Annotated in this window: 17 protein-coding genes and 2 pseudogenes; 7 read left to right on the forward strand and 12 right to left on the reverse strand. The window is 69.7% G+C overall.

The genetic code is table 11. The features are described 5' to 3' along the window. Nucleotides 1-26 precede the first annotated feature (26 nt). The 3 genes from ABH925_RS29900 to ABH925_RS29910 are packed head-to-tail and all read right to left on the reverse strand — an operon-like array spanning nucleotide 27 to nucleotide 3055. Nucleotides 27-920, reverse strand: coding sequence for an alpha/beta hydrolase (locus ABH925_RS29900; RefSeq protein WP_370152933.1), 894 nt, complete (start codon nucleotides 918-920; stop codon nucleotides 27-29). 50 nt (nucleotides 921-970) lie between these two features. Beyond that, complete coding sequence (locus ABH925_RS29905) at nucleotides 971-1432, reverse strand: cupin domain-containing protein (protein ID WP_370152935.1); 462 nt, start codon at nucleotides 1430-1432, stop codon at nucleotides 971-973. Nucleotides 1433-1444: 12 nt separating this feature from the next. Further along, the gene (locus ABH925_RS29910; protein WP_370152937.1) at nucleotides 1445-3055 is read right to left on the reverse strand and encodes a CocE/NonD family hydrolase; all 1611 of its coding nucleotides are present in this window, start codon (nucleotides 3053-3055) and stop codon (nucleotides 1445-1447) included. Between the two features lie 172 nt (nucleotides 3056-3227). On the opposite strand from ABH925_RS29910, the gene ABH925_RS29915 reads away from it, so the two are divergent. Next, a complete protein-coding gene (locus ABH925_RS29915; RefSeq protein ID WP_370152939.1) occupies nucleotides 3228-3830 on the forward strand; it encodes a TetR/AcrR family transcriptional regulator in 603 nt (200 codons plus the stop codon). 114 nt (nucleotides 3831-3944) lie between these two features. Here ABH925_RS29915 and ABH925_RS29920 read toward each other — a convergent pair whose 3' ends face one another. Continuing rightward, a complete protein-coding gene (locus ABH925_RS29920) occupies nucleotides 3945-4370 on the reverse strand; it encodes an organic hydroperoxide resistance protein (RefSeq protein WP_370152941.1) in 426 nt (141 codons plus the stop codon). Between the two features lie 323 nt (nucleotides 4371-4693). Next, entirely contained in the window at nucleotides 4694-5266 is a 573-nt protein-coding gene (locus ABH925_RS29925; protein WP_370152943.1) for a YceI family protein, read from the reverse strand. 95 nt (nucleotides 5267-5361) lie between these two features. Between ABH925_RS29925 and ABH925_RS29930 the strand changes: the two genes are divergently transcribed. Further along, nucleotides 5362-5769: a hypothetical protein gene (locus tag ABH925_RS29930; RefSeq protein WP_370153057.1), complete on the forward strand. Its 408-nt coding sequence runs from the start codon at nucleotides 5362-5364 to the stop codon at nucleotides 5767-5769. Here the strand turns inward: ABH925_RS29930 and ABH925_RS29935 are convergent. Together ABH925_RS29935 and ABH925_RS29940 are read right to left on the reverse strand one after the other, a co-directional pair. Beyond that, nucleotides 5691-5903 (reverse strand): annotated as a pseudogene (locus tag ABH925_RS29935) (DUF3237 family protein); the annotation flags it as partial. The gene ABH925_RS29930 and the pseudogene ABH925_RS29935 overlap by 79 nt on opposite strands. A 58-nt stretch (nucleotides 5904-5961) precedes the next feature. Then, nucleotides 5962-6153 (reverse strand): annotated as a pseudogene (locus ABH925_RS29940) (flavin-dependent oxidoreductase); the annotation flags it as partial. Here ABH925_RS29940 and ABH925_RS29945 point away from each other — a divergent pair. Then, nucleotides 6094-6537 (forward strand): MarR family winged helix-turn-helix transcriptional regulator, encoded by a 444-nt coding sequence (locus ABH925_RS29945; protein ID WP_370152945.1) that lies wholly within the window; start codon nucleotides 6094-6096, stop codon nucleotides 6535-6537. The pseudogene ABH925_RS29940 and the gene ABH925_RS29945 sit on opposite strands and share 60 nt — an antisense overlap. 158 nt (nucleotides 6538-6695) lie before the next feature. After that, on the forward strand, nucleotides 6696-7442 hold the full coding sequence (locus ABH925_RS29950; RefSeq protein ID WP_370152947.1) for a sulfite exporter TauE/SafE family protein: 747 nt from the start codon (nucleotides 6696-6698) through the stop codon (nucleotides 7440-7442). 50 nt (nucleotides 7443-7492) lie between these two features. Here the strand turns inward: ABH925_RS29950 and ABH925_RS29955 are convergent, their stop codons facing one another. Then, nucleotides 7493-8488: an Lrp/AsnC family transcriptional regulator gene (locus ABH925_RS29955; RefSeq protein ID WP_370152949.1), complete on the reverse strand. Its 996-nt coding sequence runs from the start codon at nucleotides 8486-8488 to the stop codon at nucleotides 7493-7495. Nucleotides 8489-8608: 120 nt separating this feature from the next. On the opposite strand from ABH925_RS29955, the gene ABH925_RS29960 reads away from it, so the two are divergent. Continuing rightward, nucleotides 8609-10069 (forward strand): carboxylesterase/lipase family protein, encoded by a 1461-nt coding sequence (locus tag ABH925_RS29960; protein ID WP_370152951.1) that lies wholly within the window; start codon nucleotides 8609-8611, stop codon nucleotides 10067-10069. Between the two features lie 37 nt (nucleotides 10070-10106). On the opposite strand, the gene ABH925_RS29965 is transcribed toward ABH925_RS29960, so the two are convergent. Further along, nucleotides 10107-10928 carry an alpha/beta fold hydrolase gene (locus ABH925_RS29965; RefSeq protein ID WP_370152952.1) on the reverse strand — a complete coding sequence of 274 codons (822 nt, stop codon included), beginning with the start codon at nucleotides 10926-10928 and terminating at the stop codon, nucleotides 10107-10109. Between the two features lie 121 nt (nucleotides 10929-11049). On the opposite strand from ABH925_RS29965, the gene ABH925_RS29970 reads away from it, so the two are divergent. Beyond that, nucleotides 11050-11397, forward strand: coding sequence for an ATP-binding cassette domain-containing protein (locus ABH925_RS29970; RefSeq protein WP_370152954.1), 348 nt, complete (start codon nucleotides 11050-11052; stop codon nucleotides 11395-11397). 125 nt (nucleotides 11398-11522) lie between these two features. Here ABH925_RS29970 and ABH925_RS29975 read toward each other — a convergent pair whose 3' ends face one another. Next, complete coding sequence (locus ABH925_RS29975) at nucleotides 11523-12182, reverse strand: nuclear transport factor 2 family protein (protein ID WP_370152956.1); 660 nt, start codon at nucleotides 12180-12182, stop codon at nucleotides 11523-11525. 285 nt (nucleotides 12183-12467) lie between these two features. Between ABH925_RS29975 and ABH925_RS29980 the strand changes: the two genes are divergently transcribed. Continuing rightward, entirely contained in the window at nucleotides 12468-13100 is a 633-nt protein-coding gene (locus tag ABH925_RS29980; RefSeq protein ID WP_370152958.1) for a TetR/AcrR family transcriptional regulator, read from the forward strand. 174 nt (nucleotides 13101-13274) lie between these two features. On the opposite strand, the gene ABH925_RS29985 is transcribed toward ABH925_RS29980, so the two are convergent. After that, nucleotides 13275-14003, reverse strand: a complete 729-nt coding sequence (locus ABH925_RS29985) for a YoaK family protein (protein WP_370152960.1) — start codon at nucleotides 14001-14003, stop codon at nucleotides 13275-13277. A 183-nt stretch (nucleotides 14004-14186) separates the two neighbouring features. Beyond that, nucleotides 14187-16079: an amidohydrolase gene (locus ABH925_RS29990; protein WP_370153053.1), complete on the reverse strand. Its 1893-nt coding sequence runs from the start codon at nucleotides 16077-16079 to the stop codon at nucleotides 14187-14189. Nucleotides 16080-16200: the final 121 nt, after the last annotated feature.

Here is a 16200-nt window from a genome sequence, read left to right on the forward strand (position 1 = left end):
CCCGTGCAACCACAACCGGGTTCCGGTCAGGCGGCCCAGGCGCGCTGGATGAAGGCGGCGGCGGAGTTCAGGGCGCGGTCCGCGTCGTCCAGGACGGCGGCGAAGCCCTGGAAGACGTGCGGGACCTCGGGCCAGACCTGTAGCTCCACGGCCACGTCGTGGTCGGCGGCGCGGGCGGCGAGGCGGACGGCGTCGTCGAGCAGGATCTCGTGCGAGCCGACCTGGATGAGCAGCGGGGGCAGGCCGGTGAGGTCGGCGAAGACGGGGCTGGCCAGCGGTGAGGCCGGGTCGCGATCCCCGAGGTAGTCAACGGCCCTGGTACGCAGGGCCTCGGGGGTGAGCGCGGGGTCCAGTTCGGCCTTGCCGGTCGCGCTGGCGCCGGAGACGGTGAGGTCGACCCAGGGGGAGAAGACCGCGGCCACGCAGGGTTGCGGCAGGCCGGTGCTCTTGAGCGCGACCAGGGTCGCGGCGACCAGGCCGCCGCCGGCGGACTCGCCGACGAACGCGATGCGCTCGCTGGGCACGCCCTCGCCGAGGAGTGCACGGTAGGCGGCGACGGCGTCGTCGATGGCAGCGGGGAAGGGGTGTTCCGGGGCGAGGCGGTAGTCGACCGAGATGGCCCGGGCTCCGACGCGTCGGGCGACGTCGGCGGCCAGGCCCACCGAGTCGGGCGCTGAGCCGAGGGCGTACGCGCCGCCGTGGAAGTAGAGGACCAGGGCCGATGGGTCGAGCCCCGGGGTTTCGACGGTCACCACGGGCACGCCGCCGAGTTCGCCCTGCTTGGCTGAGACGTCGTCAGGAAGCGGTGTCGCGGAGATCATCTCGTGGAAGATCGCGCGCTGCTCGGCGACCTCGCCCCCGACGTCGAGCGAGCCGTGACGCAGGAGTTCATCGAGGGCTTGGCGCTGCTGCTGGGTCATGGTGCTGGTGCCTTTCGGGCTTGGAGCAGACTGGCTCTGAGGCGGACCGGTCAGCGTGGCGGGCCCAGGATGACGTTGCCGTACTTGTCGGCGATGCCGGGATCGGGTTGCACCTGGAAGCCGGGTGGACGCGGGGTGGACTTGTCGCGGCCGGTCTCGCGGAACATTCCCTCGATGCCGGCCGGTGTGTTGATCATCAGCAGGTCGGCCCTCTTGGAGGTGATGCGGTACCCGTGCGGGATCTGCTTGGGTAGGAACACCACACCGCCCTCGGCGAGTTCGTACTCCTGGTCGTCGCACCACACCAGGGCGGTGCCCTTGAGCAGCAGGAAGACCTCGTCCTCCAGGGTGTGCCGGTGATAGGGCGGCGCCTCGCCCTCGGCGACGTCGAAGCGCCCCATCATGAGCTGGCCGTCGGTGGCCCTGCCGTCGAGCAGCATCGCCAGGGTGCCGCCGTCCAGCCATTCGAGTTGCTGCTGCTGTTCGGGTTGCGCGAGGTAGACCATGCTCATGGCGGGCTCCGTTCAGGTGCGGGGGCGCTCGTGCAGGCGCAGCGTCGAGGGGTGCGGGCGGTCGTGGTGGTAGGTGTCGGTGCCGACCTTGGTCCCGTAGAAGTGGGTCATCGGCGCGTCGGTGATCAGTGAGTCCTGGTTGGTGATCTCCAGCCGGATCCGGTCGCCCCGGCGCGCGAGGAAGGACATCGGCAGGAGTTCAACCCGCAGTTCGTAGACCTCGCCGGGCACCAGCGGCTCGATCTTCGCGTGCTGGTGGAACGGGCGCATGTCGGAGGTCAGTTCCGGGTCCTCGGCGCGGTGCGAGGCACGCAGCCAGCCCTGAGTGACCTTGACCGGCAGCCCGGCGTCGGGGGCGGCCGAGACCAGCGAGACCTTGACGAACAGGTCGAGGTCGGTCTGGTCGGTCGAGGCGTGCAGCGTCAGGACGCCGTGGCCGGTGAACTCCCGGTCCCGGTCCATCGGTGGTGAGGTGTAGGTGGTGACGCGGGCGACGTGGTCGGGCACGCCGTGCTTGTCGAAGACGGTGACGCCCGCCATCCACTTCGGGTCCGGGTAGGACCACGAAGTCGAGTCCTGCTCGCACTCCGGTGCGGTCTCGGTGAGCGAGCCGTCGTTGAGCGAGGCGACGGCACCGCTGCGGGCGCCGGCGAGGTGGAAGGCCGTCGGTGCCGCGTCCGGTGGCGGCCAGGATTCGGCGGACCGGTAGGTGTCCTCGCCGTTGACGTAGAAGCGCGCCGCGGGCTGCTTCATCACCCCGTTGTCGATGCCCTTGAGGTGGTGGTCGTACCAGGGGAGCAGTTCGTCGCGGTGGAACTGCTCGTCGAAGTAGTACATCTGGGCCTGGGCGAAGCCGGACGGGTGCGCGACCAGGAGCTTCTTCGGTCCCTGGACGCGTTCGTAGCCGTAGAAGTTGCCGCGCAGGTGCAGCGCCGCCTTGCCCCACACGCCGATCGAGAACACCGGGATGTCGACGGACGGCAGTTCCCAGAAGGGCGACCTGCGGCGCTGCCACTCGTCGTCCAGCGGATGGGAGAGGACGTCGTAGATGTACTCGTGCTTGTCGCCGACGTGGAAGTCGATGCCCCGGAGCTGGTGCTGGTAGAGCACGGATCCGAACAGCCAGGTGTTGAGGAAGCCCTGGATCGGGATCCCGCCCTGGTACATCCAGTCGCAGTACATGTCCGTGGCGCCGTCGTAGGCCACGATCGTCCGCAGGTGCGGCGGACGTGTCCGCGCCGCGTTCCACTGGCTCCAGCAGTAGTGCGATATGCCGATCATGCCGACCGCGCCGGTGGACCACGGCAGGACGGCGACGTGCTCGATCATGTCGTGGATGGCCTCGCCCTCGGCGCGCGAGACCGGGTCCCAGGTTCCCTCGGAGCGCCCCGTGCCGGGGAGGTCCATCGCGACGTAGGCGTAGCCGTTGTCGAGGTACAGCTGGATCGGGCCGTATTCGGTGAACGCGAACACGGGGTTCGGCGGGAGATAGCGTAAGGCCTTCTGGTACGGGGACGCTCCGAGGACGATCGGGAAGGGGCCGACGCCGTCCGCTGGAAGGTACACGTCGGCCCGTAAGAGGTTTCCGCTGCGTCCTCGTACCTCGACTTCGAACGGTTCCACGTTCACGTCGACCATGTCGGTCCGTTTCTGTTCAGTCGTGCGGCAGTGACTTCAGTGCAGGGAACCGGCGTCGTCGACGGTGACTAAACGGACGCTATCGTCCGCTTGATGGGCTGTCAATGACACCGAGGGGGTACTCGATGAAGGCTGGCGTGGTGCCATCATCGAGGGTGTGACGAAGGCACAGTCGAACGAAGGCGTCCGGCCGCGGGAGTTGCGTCGTGACGCGGCGGACAACAGGGACCGGGTGCTGGCGGCTGCCGCAGCCGCGGTCAGAAGAGAGGGCGCCGCGGTGCCGATGGCGACCGTCGCGGCGGACGCGGGAGTCGGCGTGGGCACCGTCTACCGTCACTTCCCTTCGCGCGAAGCCCTGCTCGGAGCCCTGACGCACCGCTCCTTTCAACTTGTCCTGGACGCGGCCGCCAAGGCCGCCGAGAGCGACCGGTCCGGGATCGAAGCGGTGCGCGGCTTCCTCGACCAGACCATCGAGCACGGGCCCGACCTCGTGCTTCCCCTGCACGGTGGTCCGGTGCTGATCGACGAGGACACCGTCGCCATCCAAGCCGCCGTGCACCGGGAGCTGGCCTCGCTGCTGCACCGAGGCCAGCAGGACGGCACGATCCGGCACGACGTGCGCACGGCCGACCTCGTGATCTTCGGCGCGCTGATCGCGCAGCAGCTCCCGCACGTCCCCGACTGGCGTCGAACCGCGCAACGCCTGGTGGACATCCACCTCGCCGGTATGGCACCGACGACGCAGCCGCTCAGGAGCTGAGTGGTCAGTGCGGGCGCCGACAGGCCGGGCTGCTCCGGCTCCTTGCATTCCAAAAATAGGGACGGGGTCAGGCGGTCCGGTACGGACGGCCTGACCCCGTGAGGAGCGGGATGGTCAGACTGTTGCTTCGAGGAGCACCTCGACGTTGCCGCGGGTGGCGTTGGAGTACGGGCACACCTGGTGCGTGGTCTCCATCAGCTGGTCGGCGGTGGCCTGGTCCAGGCCGGGCAGGTGTGCGCTGAGCTTGATGGCCAGGGAGAAGCGCTTGCCCTCGTCCAGGGCGAGCAGGCTCACCGTGGAGGTGATGGTCGACCCGGTCACCTTCAGCTTCTGCTCGCCGGCGATCAGTCGCAGGCCGTTGTGGAAGCAGGCCGCGTAGCCGGCGGCGAACAGCTGCTCGGGGTTGGTCCTGTCGCCGCCGGGGCCGCCCATCTCCTTCGGGACGGTGAGCGCTGCTTCGAAGATGCCGTCCAGGGTACGGACTTCGCCGTTGCGGCCGTCACCGGTCGAGATGGCCTCGGTGGTGTAGAGCACGGACATGCTGGTCTCCGTTCGTGGATTCCACGGGGTGTGGACAGGGGTCATGCGGGGTCACCGAACAGGCATTCGGCAGTTTTCGAGCAGGCTGAAGTCGCCTATGGGTCACAAGGACCAGGATGTGGCGGGCGTCAGCGGAATCCGGCGCTGTCGCCCGGTTCCGACGTGCTGCTCATGGATCCGAGTATGGATTCGCCCGCATGCGCGTGCCTGCCCCTGCCAGTGTCAGTCTTCGCTCCCGGGCTTCCGGCGGGGCCGGGCTACGCCTGCGGAGTGGGGGACGGCCCGGTCCGGTGGTGGGTGTCTGGAGCCGTTCACCCGCTGGGCTATGACGCCGATTCAGCCGGTTCGAGTACGGCCTCGATGTCGACCATGACATCGACCAGGTCGCTGACGACCACCCCGCCCCGGTCCACGACGTCGTTCCAGCTCACGTCGAAGTCCTGGCGGTTGATCCGGGTCTTGGCAGCGAAGCCGGCCCGTCGCCTGGGCCCGAGGTCGCGACCGTCCTCCCACCAGGGGGTGTCCCACTGGCCCAGATAGGAGACGTCGAACACCACCGGACGGGTCACCCCGCGGATGGTCAGGTCGCCGGTGACCTCAAAGGCACTCGCGCTGACCTGGTGGACGTGCGACCCGACGAACGTCCAGGTCGGATGGTGCTCGATGTCGAAGAAGTCGGCACTGCGCAGATGTGCGTCGCGTTCGGGCGAACCGGTGTACACCTGGCTCGCGTCGATCGTGGCCTCGACCCGGGCCTTTTCCGGCTCGTCCGGGTCCACCTCCAGGCGGCCGTGCACGTTCTTTATCTGACCGCGCACATAGGTCACCATCATGTGCCTGGCGCGAAACTCCGCGCCGGTGTGGCTGGGCTCGAAAAACCACTTCAACGTAGCCATGGCAGCTCCCGGGCACTCGTGCCCCCTGCAGCCAGGGTAGGACGTGAACGCGCACCGGGCCCCATAGGGTGATGCAAACCAAGTTGGGAGATCGGGTGGCCACCTCCGCAGTCGGTTATGCCAGCCTTCAGGGGCTGGGAAATGTTGAAGGCTGCGTGGAGGTTCTGCGTGCCGTGGACAGGGCCGTCGCGAGGTTCAATCGCGACGCAGGTGCCCGGGTGGCGGATTTCGCCCCTCTGTTGTTTCGCAGTGTGGACATGCTGGAAGTGGAGGCGATCGATCCGGAGGTGATGCACAAGGTCACGGGCGGGAGCTATCCGGTGGCATGCATGCACGTCACTTACGATCCAGATCGATTGCCTGCCGCCGATCTGGTCGACCTTGAACGGGAGTTTGACCTGAGGGTCATTGGCCGAACCTCCTCTCAGTTGCTTGACCTGCTCAAGTTCGAGTCCAGTCCCCGATCGATCACGACTCGATGCGGACCCTCGCCGAGGGTGTAGGCGTCGTAGTGGACGGCTTCCGCGGTACGGGCGGCTGAGGCGACGGCCAGGGTGCGGTTGAGCCACCGGTAGCGTTCGTCGCCGGTCTCGAAGCGGCAGAAGAGCCGGAAGTAGTACTCGGTGGGGTGGACCGCCGCTCCGGCGGCGAGCCGGCGGAGGACCTCGGGTGGGCCGTGGCGTACGCCGCTGGTGTGCGGCCAGCCGGCCGGCCAGGCCGAGCTCGGTCAACTCCCGGACCGCGTGCGGGAGGAGGTTGATCCCCACGCCGAGCGGACGGATCTCCTGGGCCGCCTCGTGGACGACCACGTCGTGGAATCCGGCCGCATGCAGACTGAGCGCGGTCGCGAGCCCGCCGATTCCGCCTCCGGCGATGGTGATCCGCACGTCGCCGACCTGGAGAGCCACATCCACCGCCCACGCGGCTGGACGCTCCCCGGCTTCCGGCTGATGTTCAAGCTCTGGCTGCTGGGCCCCACCCAGCCCGCCAGGCTCGCCGAGATCTCCGCGATCTCCCGCGCGGCGGTCACCAACGCCCTCAACACCCTCGAACGGGACGGCCTGGTCGAACGCCGCGCCCTGCCCGGCGACCGGCGCGCGGTCGCCGCCGCCCTCACCCCCGCGGGCGAGGAAGCCGTCCGGGAGGCGTTCGCCGAGCAGACCCACCGCGAGCAGCAGTGGTTCGCCACCCTCGACCCCGGGGAGCGGGCCACCCTCACCGGCCTGCTCACCCGCGTGCTGGCGGCACGTCCCGAGGACGCCGATGGCTGAGCGCGGCAGAGGCGCTACTGCTGCGGGGAGGGCAGTGGGTCCTGGCCCACCAGGCGGTGCCCGCGGGCGGCCGAGTCGCGCACGGCGTCGAAGCCGTAGCCGCGCATCTCCTCCAGTGCTGGACAATCGGGTTGCCAGGAGTTTCGAGGGGGGCAGACGTGCTGCGGGCGATCCTGATGCTGGGCGCGGGGGTGGCCGGCGGCATGGTGGGGTCGGCAGGCGGCACGGCCTCGCTGATCACGTATCCAGCACTGCTGGCGGCCGGGATCACGCCGCTGGCGGCCAATGTGACCAACTCAGTGGCATTCCTTGCCAACTGGCCGGGGTCCGCGCTCGGTGGACGGCCGGAACTGAACGGGCAGGGGCCGTGGCTGCGGCGATGGGCACCGCTGACCGCGGTCGGCAGTGCGGTCGGCGCCGGTCTGCTGCTGCTCACCCCGGCCGCGGCCTTCGACCGGCTGGTGCCGTTCCTGCTGGCCGTCGCCGCGCTGGCCCTGCTCGCGCAGCCGAAGATCTCGGCGTGGCTGGCCCGCAGCGGCCACGCAGGCGGCCTGAAGGGGCTGCTACCGGTCGGCCTGGCCCTCTGCGCGATATACGACGGCTACTGGGGAGCGGGGGCAGGCATCATGACCCTCACCGTGCTCATGATCGCATCCAAGCTGCAGTTCGCCCAGGCCAACGCGCTCAAGAACATGGTGCTCGGCATCGCCGACGCGGCCTGCTGCGCCGTGTTCGTCCTGCTCCGGCCGGTGGACTGGGCGGCGGCCGTCCCGATGGGCGCAGGGTTCCTGGCAGGCAGCATGCTCGGCCCTTCACTGACCAGACGCGTGCCCGCCTCCGTCGCCCGGGTCACCACCGCGCTCATCGGTCTCGGGCTCGCCGTGAGCCTGTGCCTCAGGACCTAGGCCAGGCCGCCGATCGTCGGGTGGCGCGCTGTCGACCGTTGGCATCGCCGTCACGGTGACGCCGTTGCGAACGGTTCGGACGGGCGAACGCGGCCGGTGCGTTTGACCGAGGTGAGGATGGGAGTCACCTCCAGCGCGCGGACGTCGTCGAGCGATCCGACCGTTGTGGTGAGGAAGGTGTAGAGGCCGTTGAGATCTTCGGCGGCGACAGCCACGAGCAGGTTGGCCGCACCGGTCGTCGCGGCGGTGAAACGCACCTGCGGATGCCGGCTCAGCGCGTTTCCCACCGCTTCCAGGCTGCCGGGACCGGTGGCGATCCACAGCAGTGCCTCGCCGGCGATGCCGAGCAGACCGAGGTCGACTTCGCAGGCGAGGCGCACCAGGTGCGCCGAGAGGAGCATCTCCAGCCGGCGGCGCACGGTCGAGGCGGAGGTGCCCAGGAGCGTGGCCAGCTCGCTGTAGCCGGCGCGCGCGTTGATGGTCAGCTGGTCGATCAGTGCCTCGTCGAACGGCTGAATCTCCGGCGGGTCCACCGGGTCGTGCGCATACGGGCTCATGGCGTCGAACTGTTCCGTGGTCAGCAGACCGCCGCTCCATGTGAAGCCCGCGGGGAACACCCTCATCAGGTCGAAGGCATCCCAGGACAGGACGTCGGCGGTGGCGGGCAGGTCCCGCAGCAGCAGTGAGTTGCGGGCCTGGGATCCGTCGAGGAACAGGACGCTGCTGATCTCGTTGCCGGCGCCGAGGATGTCGACCCATACCGTGTCGGATCGTCGCGCCAGCCCCGCGGCGATCGCCCTGATCCGGCTCGGGCGGCAGCGGATGCGCAGAACCATCGGAACGAGCCGGGGGAAGAGCGCGGGATTGCGGACCGCCGTGGGCCGCAGTGTGCCGTCCTGCAGGAGTGGCGTGGCTCGGCGCACGACCGTGCGCTCGGACAGGTCGAGCACGTGGGCGACGGTTCGCCAGGATGCCCGCGGCGAGGCCATCAGCACTGCGGCGATCCGCCGGTCCGTCTCGTCCAGGGGATGCCTCGCGTGTCTCATATCCGCCATTGTTTCAGGTGTCACGTCCTGTATCGAGCAGAAGGCAGGCATTGTGTGCCTGCTTCCGGCACATGACGGTACACCGGAGGTACTCCATTCCAGCCAAGGAAGGTGGCACCGATGAACGTGATGAACCGCCCCGTCGTCGAGACCGAGTCGGGCAGCGTCCAAGGGACCGTCGAGGACGGCGTCGCCGCGTTCCGCGGCGTCCCCTACGCGGCCTCGCCGGTCGGGGACCTGCGCTTCGCCGCCCCCCAGCGGCACCCCAGGTGGCCGGGTCTGCGCGACGCCTCCCGCCCGGGCCCGTCCGTCCCGCAGGACGCCTCGCGGCTCGAAGCGGTGATGGGGCCGCGTACCCCCGACTGGAACGAGGACGGCTCGCTCACCCTCAACGTCTGGACGCCGCGCCCCGCGGACCACGGCTCCGCCGGGCGCGCGCTGCCTGTCCTGGTGTGGTTCCACGGCGGCGGGTTCACCAGCGGATCCGGCGGCTGGGACTGGTACGACGGCCGGAACCTGGCCGCCGCCGGCGAGATCATCGTCGTCACCGCCAACTACCGCATCGGCCCGCTCGGTTACCTCTACCTGCCGGAGTCCGGCACCGAGAACCTCGGTGTGCAGGACCAGGCCGCCGTGCTCACCTGGGTCAGGCGCGACATCGGCGGCTTCGGCGGAGATCCCGGGGACATCACGGTCGGCGGCCAGTCCGCCGGTGCCTTCTCCTCGCTCTACCTCGCCGCATCGCCGGTCACCGGACCGCTGGTCCAGCGCGTCATCGCGCAGAGCGGCCCCTTCGGCCTCGCCCCGCAACCCCCCGAGCAGGCGGCCGACCACGCCCGGCGTTTCGTCGAGATCCTCGGCCTGAGCGGGAGCCCGGACCTTCTCGCCGGGCTGCGCGCGGTCCCCGCCGACCGACTGCTGGCCGCCTACCGGCAGCTCGCCGGGGAGCTTTCCCTCCCGGGCAACGTCGCTCCGCCGATGTATCCCGTGCTCGGCGCCTCCGGGATTCCGGTGACGTGGGAGCAGGCGCTGTCCGACGGGCGCCTCGACGACAAACAGCTTCTGACCGGCACCACCAGCAACGAGATGACCGCGTTCTTCGCGTTCGACCCGCGCATTCAGGCGATCACCGCCGACCAGGCGCGCTCGATCGCGGCCGGACAGGTCGACGGCGGCGCCGACCGGTATGACCGGGCCGCCGCCCGGCAGCAGAACGCTGCGCCGAGCGACGTGCTCACCGAGGTCGAGACCGAGATCGTGTTCCGCGACGGGACCCTCGTCATCGCCGACCACCAGGCCGCGGCCGGCTCCACCACCTACGTCTACCAGTTCGACTACGCCCCGGCCGACGACCCCGCGCACATCGGCGCCGCGCACTGCGGCGAGCTCCCCTTCTTCTTCGACACCATCGACGCCTACCCCGACAGCCCCATGCTCGGCACGCCCACTGCCGAAGTCCGGCGTCTCGCCGGCACGTTCGCGCACGCGGTGGCGGCCTTCGTCGCCACCGGACGGCCCGCCGACAGCCGGTGGCAGCCGTACGAATCCGGCAACCCGGCGACCGTCCGGCACTTCGCCTGACACCCGCCGCACGCTTCGCCCAGGCGAGTCGATCCGCTCAGTCGACGACCTGGCGGAGTCGGTCGGCGAACGCGGCCGGGTCCTCCATGAAGCCGCCGTGGCCACCCGGGAACATCATCGGCTCGATCTTCAGCTCTGTGGCCAGCGCACGGGAGGTGCGATCGCAGAACTGGCCCGCCGAGGTCTCGCCGATGCCGATCACGAGGCGGGCCGTCGTAGCGCGCAGGGTATCCAGGTCCGGCACCCAGTCGGCGGTGCCGCGCAGCTCGTGCAGGTAGAAGAACCGTTCGCTGGTGACCTCGTCCGGGGACTTCTCTCCTCCGAACATCTGCTGGAACACCTCCTCCGGCATCACCAGGCCGGCGTTGGACAGGAACCTGCGCACCGCGCCGATCGTGTCCCCGCTCAGGTAGGTGGCGATGGTGTCCTCGTTCGCGGCCAACTGCTGCTCGTGGTCATCGAGCAGCTGGGCGAGCGGGGGCTCGTGGGCGATCACGGTGCGTACGAGCTGCTGATGCGTCTGAAGCAGCGCCAGCGCCGTGACGGCGCCGCCGGAGGAGCCGAGTACCACTGCGGGCCCGGCGTCCACATGGCGGATCAGGTGGGCCAGATCGTCGGCGCGCAGCCGCGGGCTGGAGTCGGCGTCCGGATCGTCGGGAACGCTGCCGAAATGGCCGCGCGGATCCATGGTCAGCACGGAGTGGTCAGCGGCCAGCAGGTCGGCCAGCGGCGCGAACGGCGCCGAGTGCATCGGCGCACCGACGATCGCCACCAGCGGACCGCTCCCGCGCAGTTCGTAGTACAGCCGGGCGCCCGGCACGGCCAGTGTGCCGGGCGTGACGTCAACGGACGAGGTCATCGAAATCCTCCACGGGTCAGCGGAACTGCGTCACAGCCTTGGACGCCCGCGGTCCCCGAAACTCATCGGTCCCCGAAGCTCATCGGTCCCCGAAGCTCATCGGTCGGGGGAGGCGGTGTGGGTGTGCAGGCGGGCACGGACGGCGTCGGCACTGGTCGGCGAGAACGGCTCCGGCAAGACCACACTCGCCCGGCTGCTGTCCGGGCTGCTCCTGCCCGAGGACGGTGCGGTGCTCTGGGACGGACACGACACCCGTGATCTGGACCCGATGGCCTTGTGGGCTCAGACCGCTGTGGTGCCGCAGGGCTACGCGCAGTGGCCGCTGACGGCCCTTGTGCTGGAGAAGGGACGGGTGGTCCAGTGCGGCCGGTACGACCAACTCCTCGCCCGGGGCAGCGGACTGTTCTACGAGCTGTGGCGGCTGCAGAACACCGACACGGCCCTTCCCGGCCAGCGCGGCGGTGACTGAAGCAAACCGATGGTCCTCGACCACGACCGTGGTCGAGGACCATCGCCGACTGTTCGTCAGGGGGCTGCCCGGCGCGTGGCTGGACGGCCCTTCGATGGGATTGTCAGCGGCCCTTGAGTGGTGGCTCAGCCCTTGGCGACCGCCGAAGCCCAGTCGAGGTTCACGCCCATCTGGGCGTACATGTCGGTGTACCCGACGTAGCAGTCGAACTTCTCGATCTTGCCGTTGTGCAGGTACCAGAAGTCGGCGGTCGGCGCGTCGATCTTCGCGCCGGTCGGCTTGACGGTGCCCGCCGGCGTCTGCAGCGGCCCCTCGAAGGTGCCCTGGATCGACAGTTCGAGGCTGACCACGTCGCCGTTCACGGTGATGCTCTTCAGGTCACGGTGAACGTCGGGGAAGATGGCGGCCATGCCGGTCAGCACGTCGCCGAGCGCCTTGCCCTGGTAGGTCTTGCCGGCGACCTCGTCGTTGAAGACGCCGTCCTTGGTGAAGCTGTTGATGAACGCGTTGACGTTCAGGCTGTGGCCCTCCGCGTCGTGGTACGCGTTCAGGACGACTGCGAGATTCGCTATCTCATGCGCGGTCAGGTGGCGGTTCGTGAGCGGCAGTGCGGCCAGTTCGCGAGGAGTCAGGCCCGCGTGGGCCTGCGAGTTGCTGACGGCGTGGACCTGCGCGGTGCCGGTGACGGGGCTTGCGGCCTGGGACGGTGCGGCGGCAATGGCGAGACCGCTCAGGCTCGCGACCGCGGCCGTGGTGACGATCGTCTTCCATCCGAGCGACTTCATGGCGTGTTCCTCCTGGTTGGTTCTCGGGATCTGAGGATCCGTCGAAACGGTTGCGAGGCGCGTGCGGCACGCTTTCCAATCAAGCACTTGCTTGACTTTATGAGCGGCCGCGCAGGCCTGTCAAGCAGATGATTGATTGATATGTCGCGGGGCGTCCCGGTGCGGGATGCGCCTGCCTGATGGGTCCGCTGATGGATGATCAGCAGGCGGCGGGCGGCGAGTACCCGTCCGTACCTGGGACCGGCTCCTTGACAGCAAAATCAATCAGATGTTTGAATACTTCCCATGGCGACAGAGCGCACAGATCAACGCCGCGAGGCCGGCCAGCGGACGCGGGACGGCCTGCTGGCCGCCGCGGTGGCGTTGCTCGCGCAACGTGGCCAGGACGGTGTGACCCTCCGTGAGATCACCGACCATGCCGGAGCCAACGTCTCCGCGGTGAGTTACCACTTCGGATCACTGAAGACGCTGTGCGATTCGGCGATCGAGCACGCGCTGGAGCGGTATCTGGACGAGCAGATCACCGCGGTCGATTCACTCGACGCCACGTCGGGCGTCGAGGAGCTGGCCGAGGCGTTCACCAGGCCGATGATGCGCGCACTGGCGGCCGGCGGACAGGATCTGGCGGTCATCCGGACGGTGGCGCGAGTCGGGATCGACCCCCCCGAGGGCTGGGATCGGCTGGCTGCGAAGTTCCAGCAGTCCCGGCGGGACATTGTCCGGAAGCTCTCGGCGAACCTTCCCGGAGTCGGCGAGCAGGAGTTGGACTTCCGCGTCCGGTGCGCGGCCGGCCTGCTCAACTGGCTCGCGCTGGCGCCCATCGGCGCCGAACTGGCCGCCGAGCCCCCCGAGCAGATCGAGCGGTGGCTGGTCCCCGTGTTGGCCGGGGCGTTCCGCGGCTCCCCGAACATCGGCTGACCGTACACGGATTCCCATTTCCGTGGGCACCGCTGGGGCCTGTCATCACCAGCGGTGGGGCGGGCCTGTGGCGGGGGTGTCCGTGGCCGGCACCGCGGGGAGTGGTGCCGGCCACGGGGTCTCAACGCCGGTGGGGGAGCGGGTGCGTGAGCCCGGCTCGGTCGGGTCGGCGGTCTACGGTCGGGTCCAGGGCGCGCTTGAGGTCGAGAGGCGATGGGTGGCGACGGAGGTGACGACGAGGATCGCCAGGGCGACCTGGAGCACCGTCGTGGTTCCGGAGTGGTGCAGGAGTTCGGCTCCGCCGAGGGCTCCGAGGAACATCGCCAGGACGGACAGCAGGCGGCGGCCCGGCCGTGGTGCGGTGCCGCCGGCGGGTGTCGAGTCGGCGGCGAGTCCGGTCAGGGTGAGGGTCAGCACGGTGGTGGTCAGGTCGGGGACGCCGAGGCGTCTGGCGACCGCGTTCTGCAGGCCCATGCCGAGGGCGAGCAGGACGATCAGGGTGTACTTGGCCACGGCCGTGGTTGCGTCGGTGAGCGCGCTGGTGACCACGGCCGCGGCCATCAGCAGGCTCTGAACGGCGGTGGAGACGGTGAGCAGTCTGCCCCGGTGTTCTGCGAGCCGGACACCGAGGTGTCCTCCGGCCAGCGCGCCCGCGAGGAACGCGGCCAGGGAGGCGATCGAAGCCAGGGCGGACAGGCCGGGGGCACCCGCCAGGGCGAAGCCGAGAAAGACGACGTTGCCGGTCATGTTGGCGACGAAGACGTGCCCCAGCCCCAGGTAGCTCACCGCGTCGATCAGACCGGTCACCATGGTCAGCACCAGCAGCAGCGGTGGCAGCGGGCCGTGCCGGTCCTCCTTGGGAGGGATCAGCGTCCGGGCCGCGTCGGTCAGCAGCCTGCGCATACCGGCACCGCGCAGTCGTCGGGGGCGGGCAGGGCAGCGGTGAGCAGTGCGGGGCTGGGAACCGCAGCGGCCCCGGTGGGGTCGACCATGGTGGCTCCTCTCCAGAAGTGGTGTGATGGACGGCGGTTGGCGAGCCGGGTCGGGACCGGTGTGCGGAGGTCCGGCCCGGTCCCCGCGCGGACCTCACATGTCGAAGCAGGGGTCGAGTACCCCGCTCAGCGGGTCACGGGTCCGCGCATCCGTGGTGTGGCCGCGCCGGGCGCGCCACTGGCGGTGCTGCTCCGATTCGGCGACGGCCTGGCCTATCAGGTCCGCCTGCCGAGCGCCCGAGGTGCTCGGCCTGGGGGAGGCCTGATAGCCGCCGAAGTGGGCGACCGGGCTCCACGCCGGCCCGAGGGCGGGGAGTTCCTCGTCGAGGCCCTCGTACTCGCCTGCCGCATAGACGATCCGGCCGCCGGTGACCGTCAGCAGGGACTCGATGTGCGGGATGTCGCCCTCCGGCACCGTGAAGTAGTCGTCGGAAAGGACGGCCAGATCACCGTAGCAGCCCGCCTGCAGCGTGCCCTTGACCATGTCCTCGCCGGTCAGCGCGGCGCCGGCCCGGGTGAACATGGCCAGGGCGGTCTCCCGGTCGACCCGGTTCGCCGGCGGATGGATGGCCATTCCGCCGACCGTGCGACCGGACACCAGCCAGTGCAGGGCGACCCAGGGGTTGTAGGAGGAAACCCTGGTCGCGTCGGTGCCGGCGCCCACGGTCAGACCCAGGTCGAGCATGGCCCGGACCGGAGGGGCGTCCGCGGCGGCTCCCGGTCCGTACCGGCGGACGAACGCCTCACCCTGGAAGGACAGCCGGTTCTGTACGGACATCGCGCCGCCGAGCGCGGCGATCCGGTCCAGGCTGCTCCTGGAGACCGTCTCCGCGTGGTCGAAGAGCCATCGGTTGCCGGCCGGGAAGAGTCCCTCGGCGGCAAGCTTCTCGAACACGGCGAGGTCGCGTCGTATGGTCTCGTCGTAGGTGGCGTGCAGCCGGAATCCCCAGCCGTTCTCCATCAGCAGCCGCACCGCCTTCTCGAAGTCGGCGTCCGCGCCGCCGAGTTCCGGGCGGGGCTGGGCGAAGTTCTCGAAGTCGGCCGACGCCCAGGTCAGGTTCTCGCCGGCGCCGTTGAGGCGTAGCCATTCGTCCCCGTCCTGCGGGCTGACCGTCTCCATCCAGCGCGTCAGGTCGTCGAGCTCCTGGCCTCCGGTCTGCGGGAAGAGGTGGTAGGCGATGCGCAGCGAGAGCTGACCGGCCGCGGCCAGCTCGACCACGGCCGCGTAGTTCTCGGGGAAGCTCTGGAAGCCTCCGGCGGCGTCGATGGCCGATGTCAGTCCGAACCGGTTCAGTTCGCGGAAGTAGTGGCGGGTGGAGGTCTTCCTGTCCTCGCCCTCCAGGGTCGGTGCCTTGGCCAGGATCGAGTAGAGGATCAGGGCGCTGGGAGAGGCCAGCAGTACGCCGGTGGGCTCACCGTTCCTGCCTCTGACGATCTGGCCGCCCTTGGGGTCGGGGGTGGCCCCGGTGTATCCCACGGCCTTGAGTGCGGCCCGGTTGAGGAGGGCCGACTGGTACAGGTGAAGGACGAACACCGGTGTGTCCGGCGCGGCGGCGTTCAGCTCCGCGACGGTCGGCAGGCGACGTTCGGCGAACTGCTCGGCCGAGAACCCTCCCACCACGCGCACCCACTGGCCCTTCGGCGTGCGCGCCGCCTGCTCGCGGAGCATCGCCAGGGCCTGCCGCAGGGAGGTCACCCCGTCCCAGCGGAGTTCGAGGACGTAGTTGAGCCCGCCTCGGATGACGTGCACATGCGAGTCGTTGAGGCCGGGGATCATTCGGCGCCCCAGTGCGTCGACGACCCGCGTCTCCTCGCCGAGATGAGGTGCCATGTCCTTGTCGTCACCGACGACCGTGATCAGACCGTCGCGGATGGCGAGCGCCTCGGCCTGTGGGCGGCCCGGATCTCCGGTGTGAATCTTCGCGTTGCGGACGACAAGGTCCGCGGCATCGTCGGCGGTCCGTCGAACCAACCCGCCGACCGGCATGGTAGGCACCTGAAATTCCTCCAATGGATGGGCCTGCTTCGGCTGCACGCTAGTCCGGCCGGATTCCCGCAGCTGGTCCCAGAGCGCCGGGGCTCTTCTCCCTCTGCGCACTGGACGGCGG

Source organism: Streptacidiphilus sp. EB129 (assembly GCF_041262645.1).
Lineage (GTDB): Bacteria > Actinomycetota > Actinomycetes > Streptomycetales > Streptomycetaceae > Streptacidiphilus.

Bases quoted from the DNA above. Each gene is read 5' to 3' on its own strand.
- ABH925_RS29900 (WP_370152933.1), bottom strand. From the start codon at position 920: ATGACCCAGCAGCAGCGCCAAGCCCTCGATGAACTCCTGCGTCACGGC.
- ABH925_RS29905 (WP_370152935.1), bottom strand. From the start codon at position 1,432: ATGAGCATGGTCTACCTCGCGCAACCCGAACAGCAGCAGCAACTCGAA.
- ABH925_RS29920 (WP_370152941.1), bottom strand. From the start codon at position 4,370: ATGTCCGTGCTCTACACCACCGAGGCCATCTCGACCGGTGACGGCCGC.
- ABH925_RS29925 (WP_370152943.1), bottom strand. From the start codon at position 5,266: ATGGCTACGTTGAAGTGGTTTTTCGAGCCCAGCCACACCGGCGCGGAG.
- ABH925_RS29945 (WP_370152945.1), top strand. From the start codon at position 6,094: ATGCAGACTGAGCGCGGTCGCGAGCCCGCCGATTCCGCCTCCGGCGAT.
- ABH925_RS29955 (WP_370152949.1), bottom strand. From the start codon at position 8,488: ATGAGACACGCGAGGCATCCCCTGGACGAGACGGACCGGCGGATCGCC.
- ABH925_RS29960 (WP_370152951.1), top strand. From the start codon at position 8,609: ATGAACGTGATGAACCGCCCCGTCGTCGAGACCGAGTCGGGCAGCGTC.
- ABH925_RS29965 (WP_370152952.1), bottom strand. From the start codon at position 10,928: ATGACCTCGTCCGTTGACGTCACGCCCGGCACACTGGCCGTGCCGGGC.
- ABH925_RS29975 (WP_370152956.1), bottom strand. From the start codon at position 12,182: ATGAAGTCGCTCGGATGGAAGACGATCGTCACCACGGCCGCGGTCGCG.
- ABH925_RS29980 (WP_370152958.1), top strand. From the start codon at position 12,468: ATGGCGACAGAGCGCACAGATCAACGCCGCGAGGCCGGCCAGCGGACG.
- ABH925_RS29985 (WP_370152960.1), bottom strand. From the start codon at position 14,003: ATGCGCAGGCTGCTGACCGACGCGGCCCGGACGCTGATCCCTCCCAAG.
- ABH925_RS29990 (WP_370153053.1), bottom strand. From the start codon at position 16,079: ATGCCGGTCGGCGGGTTGGTTCGACGGACCGCCGACGATGCCGCGGAC.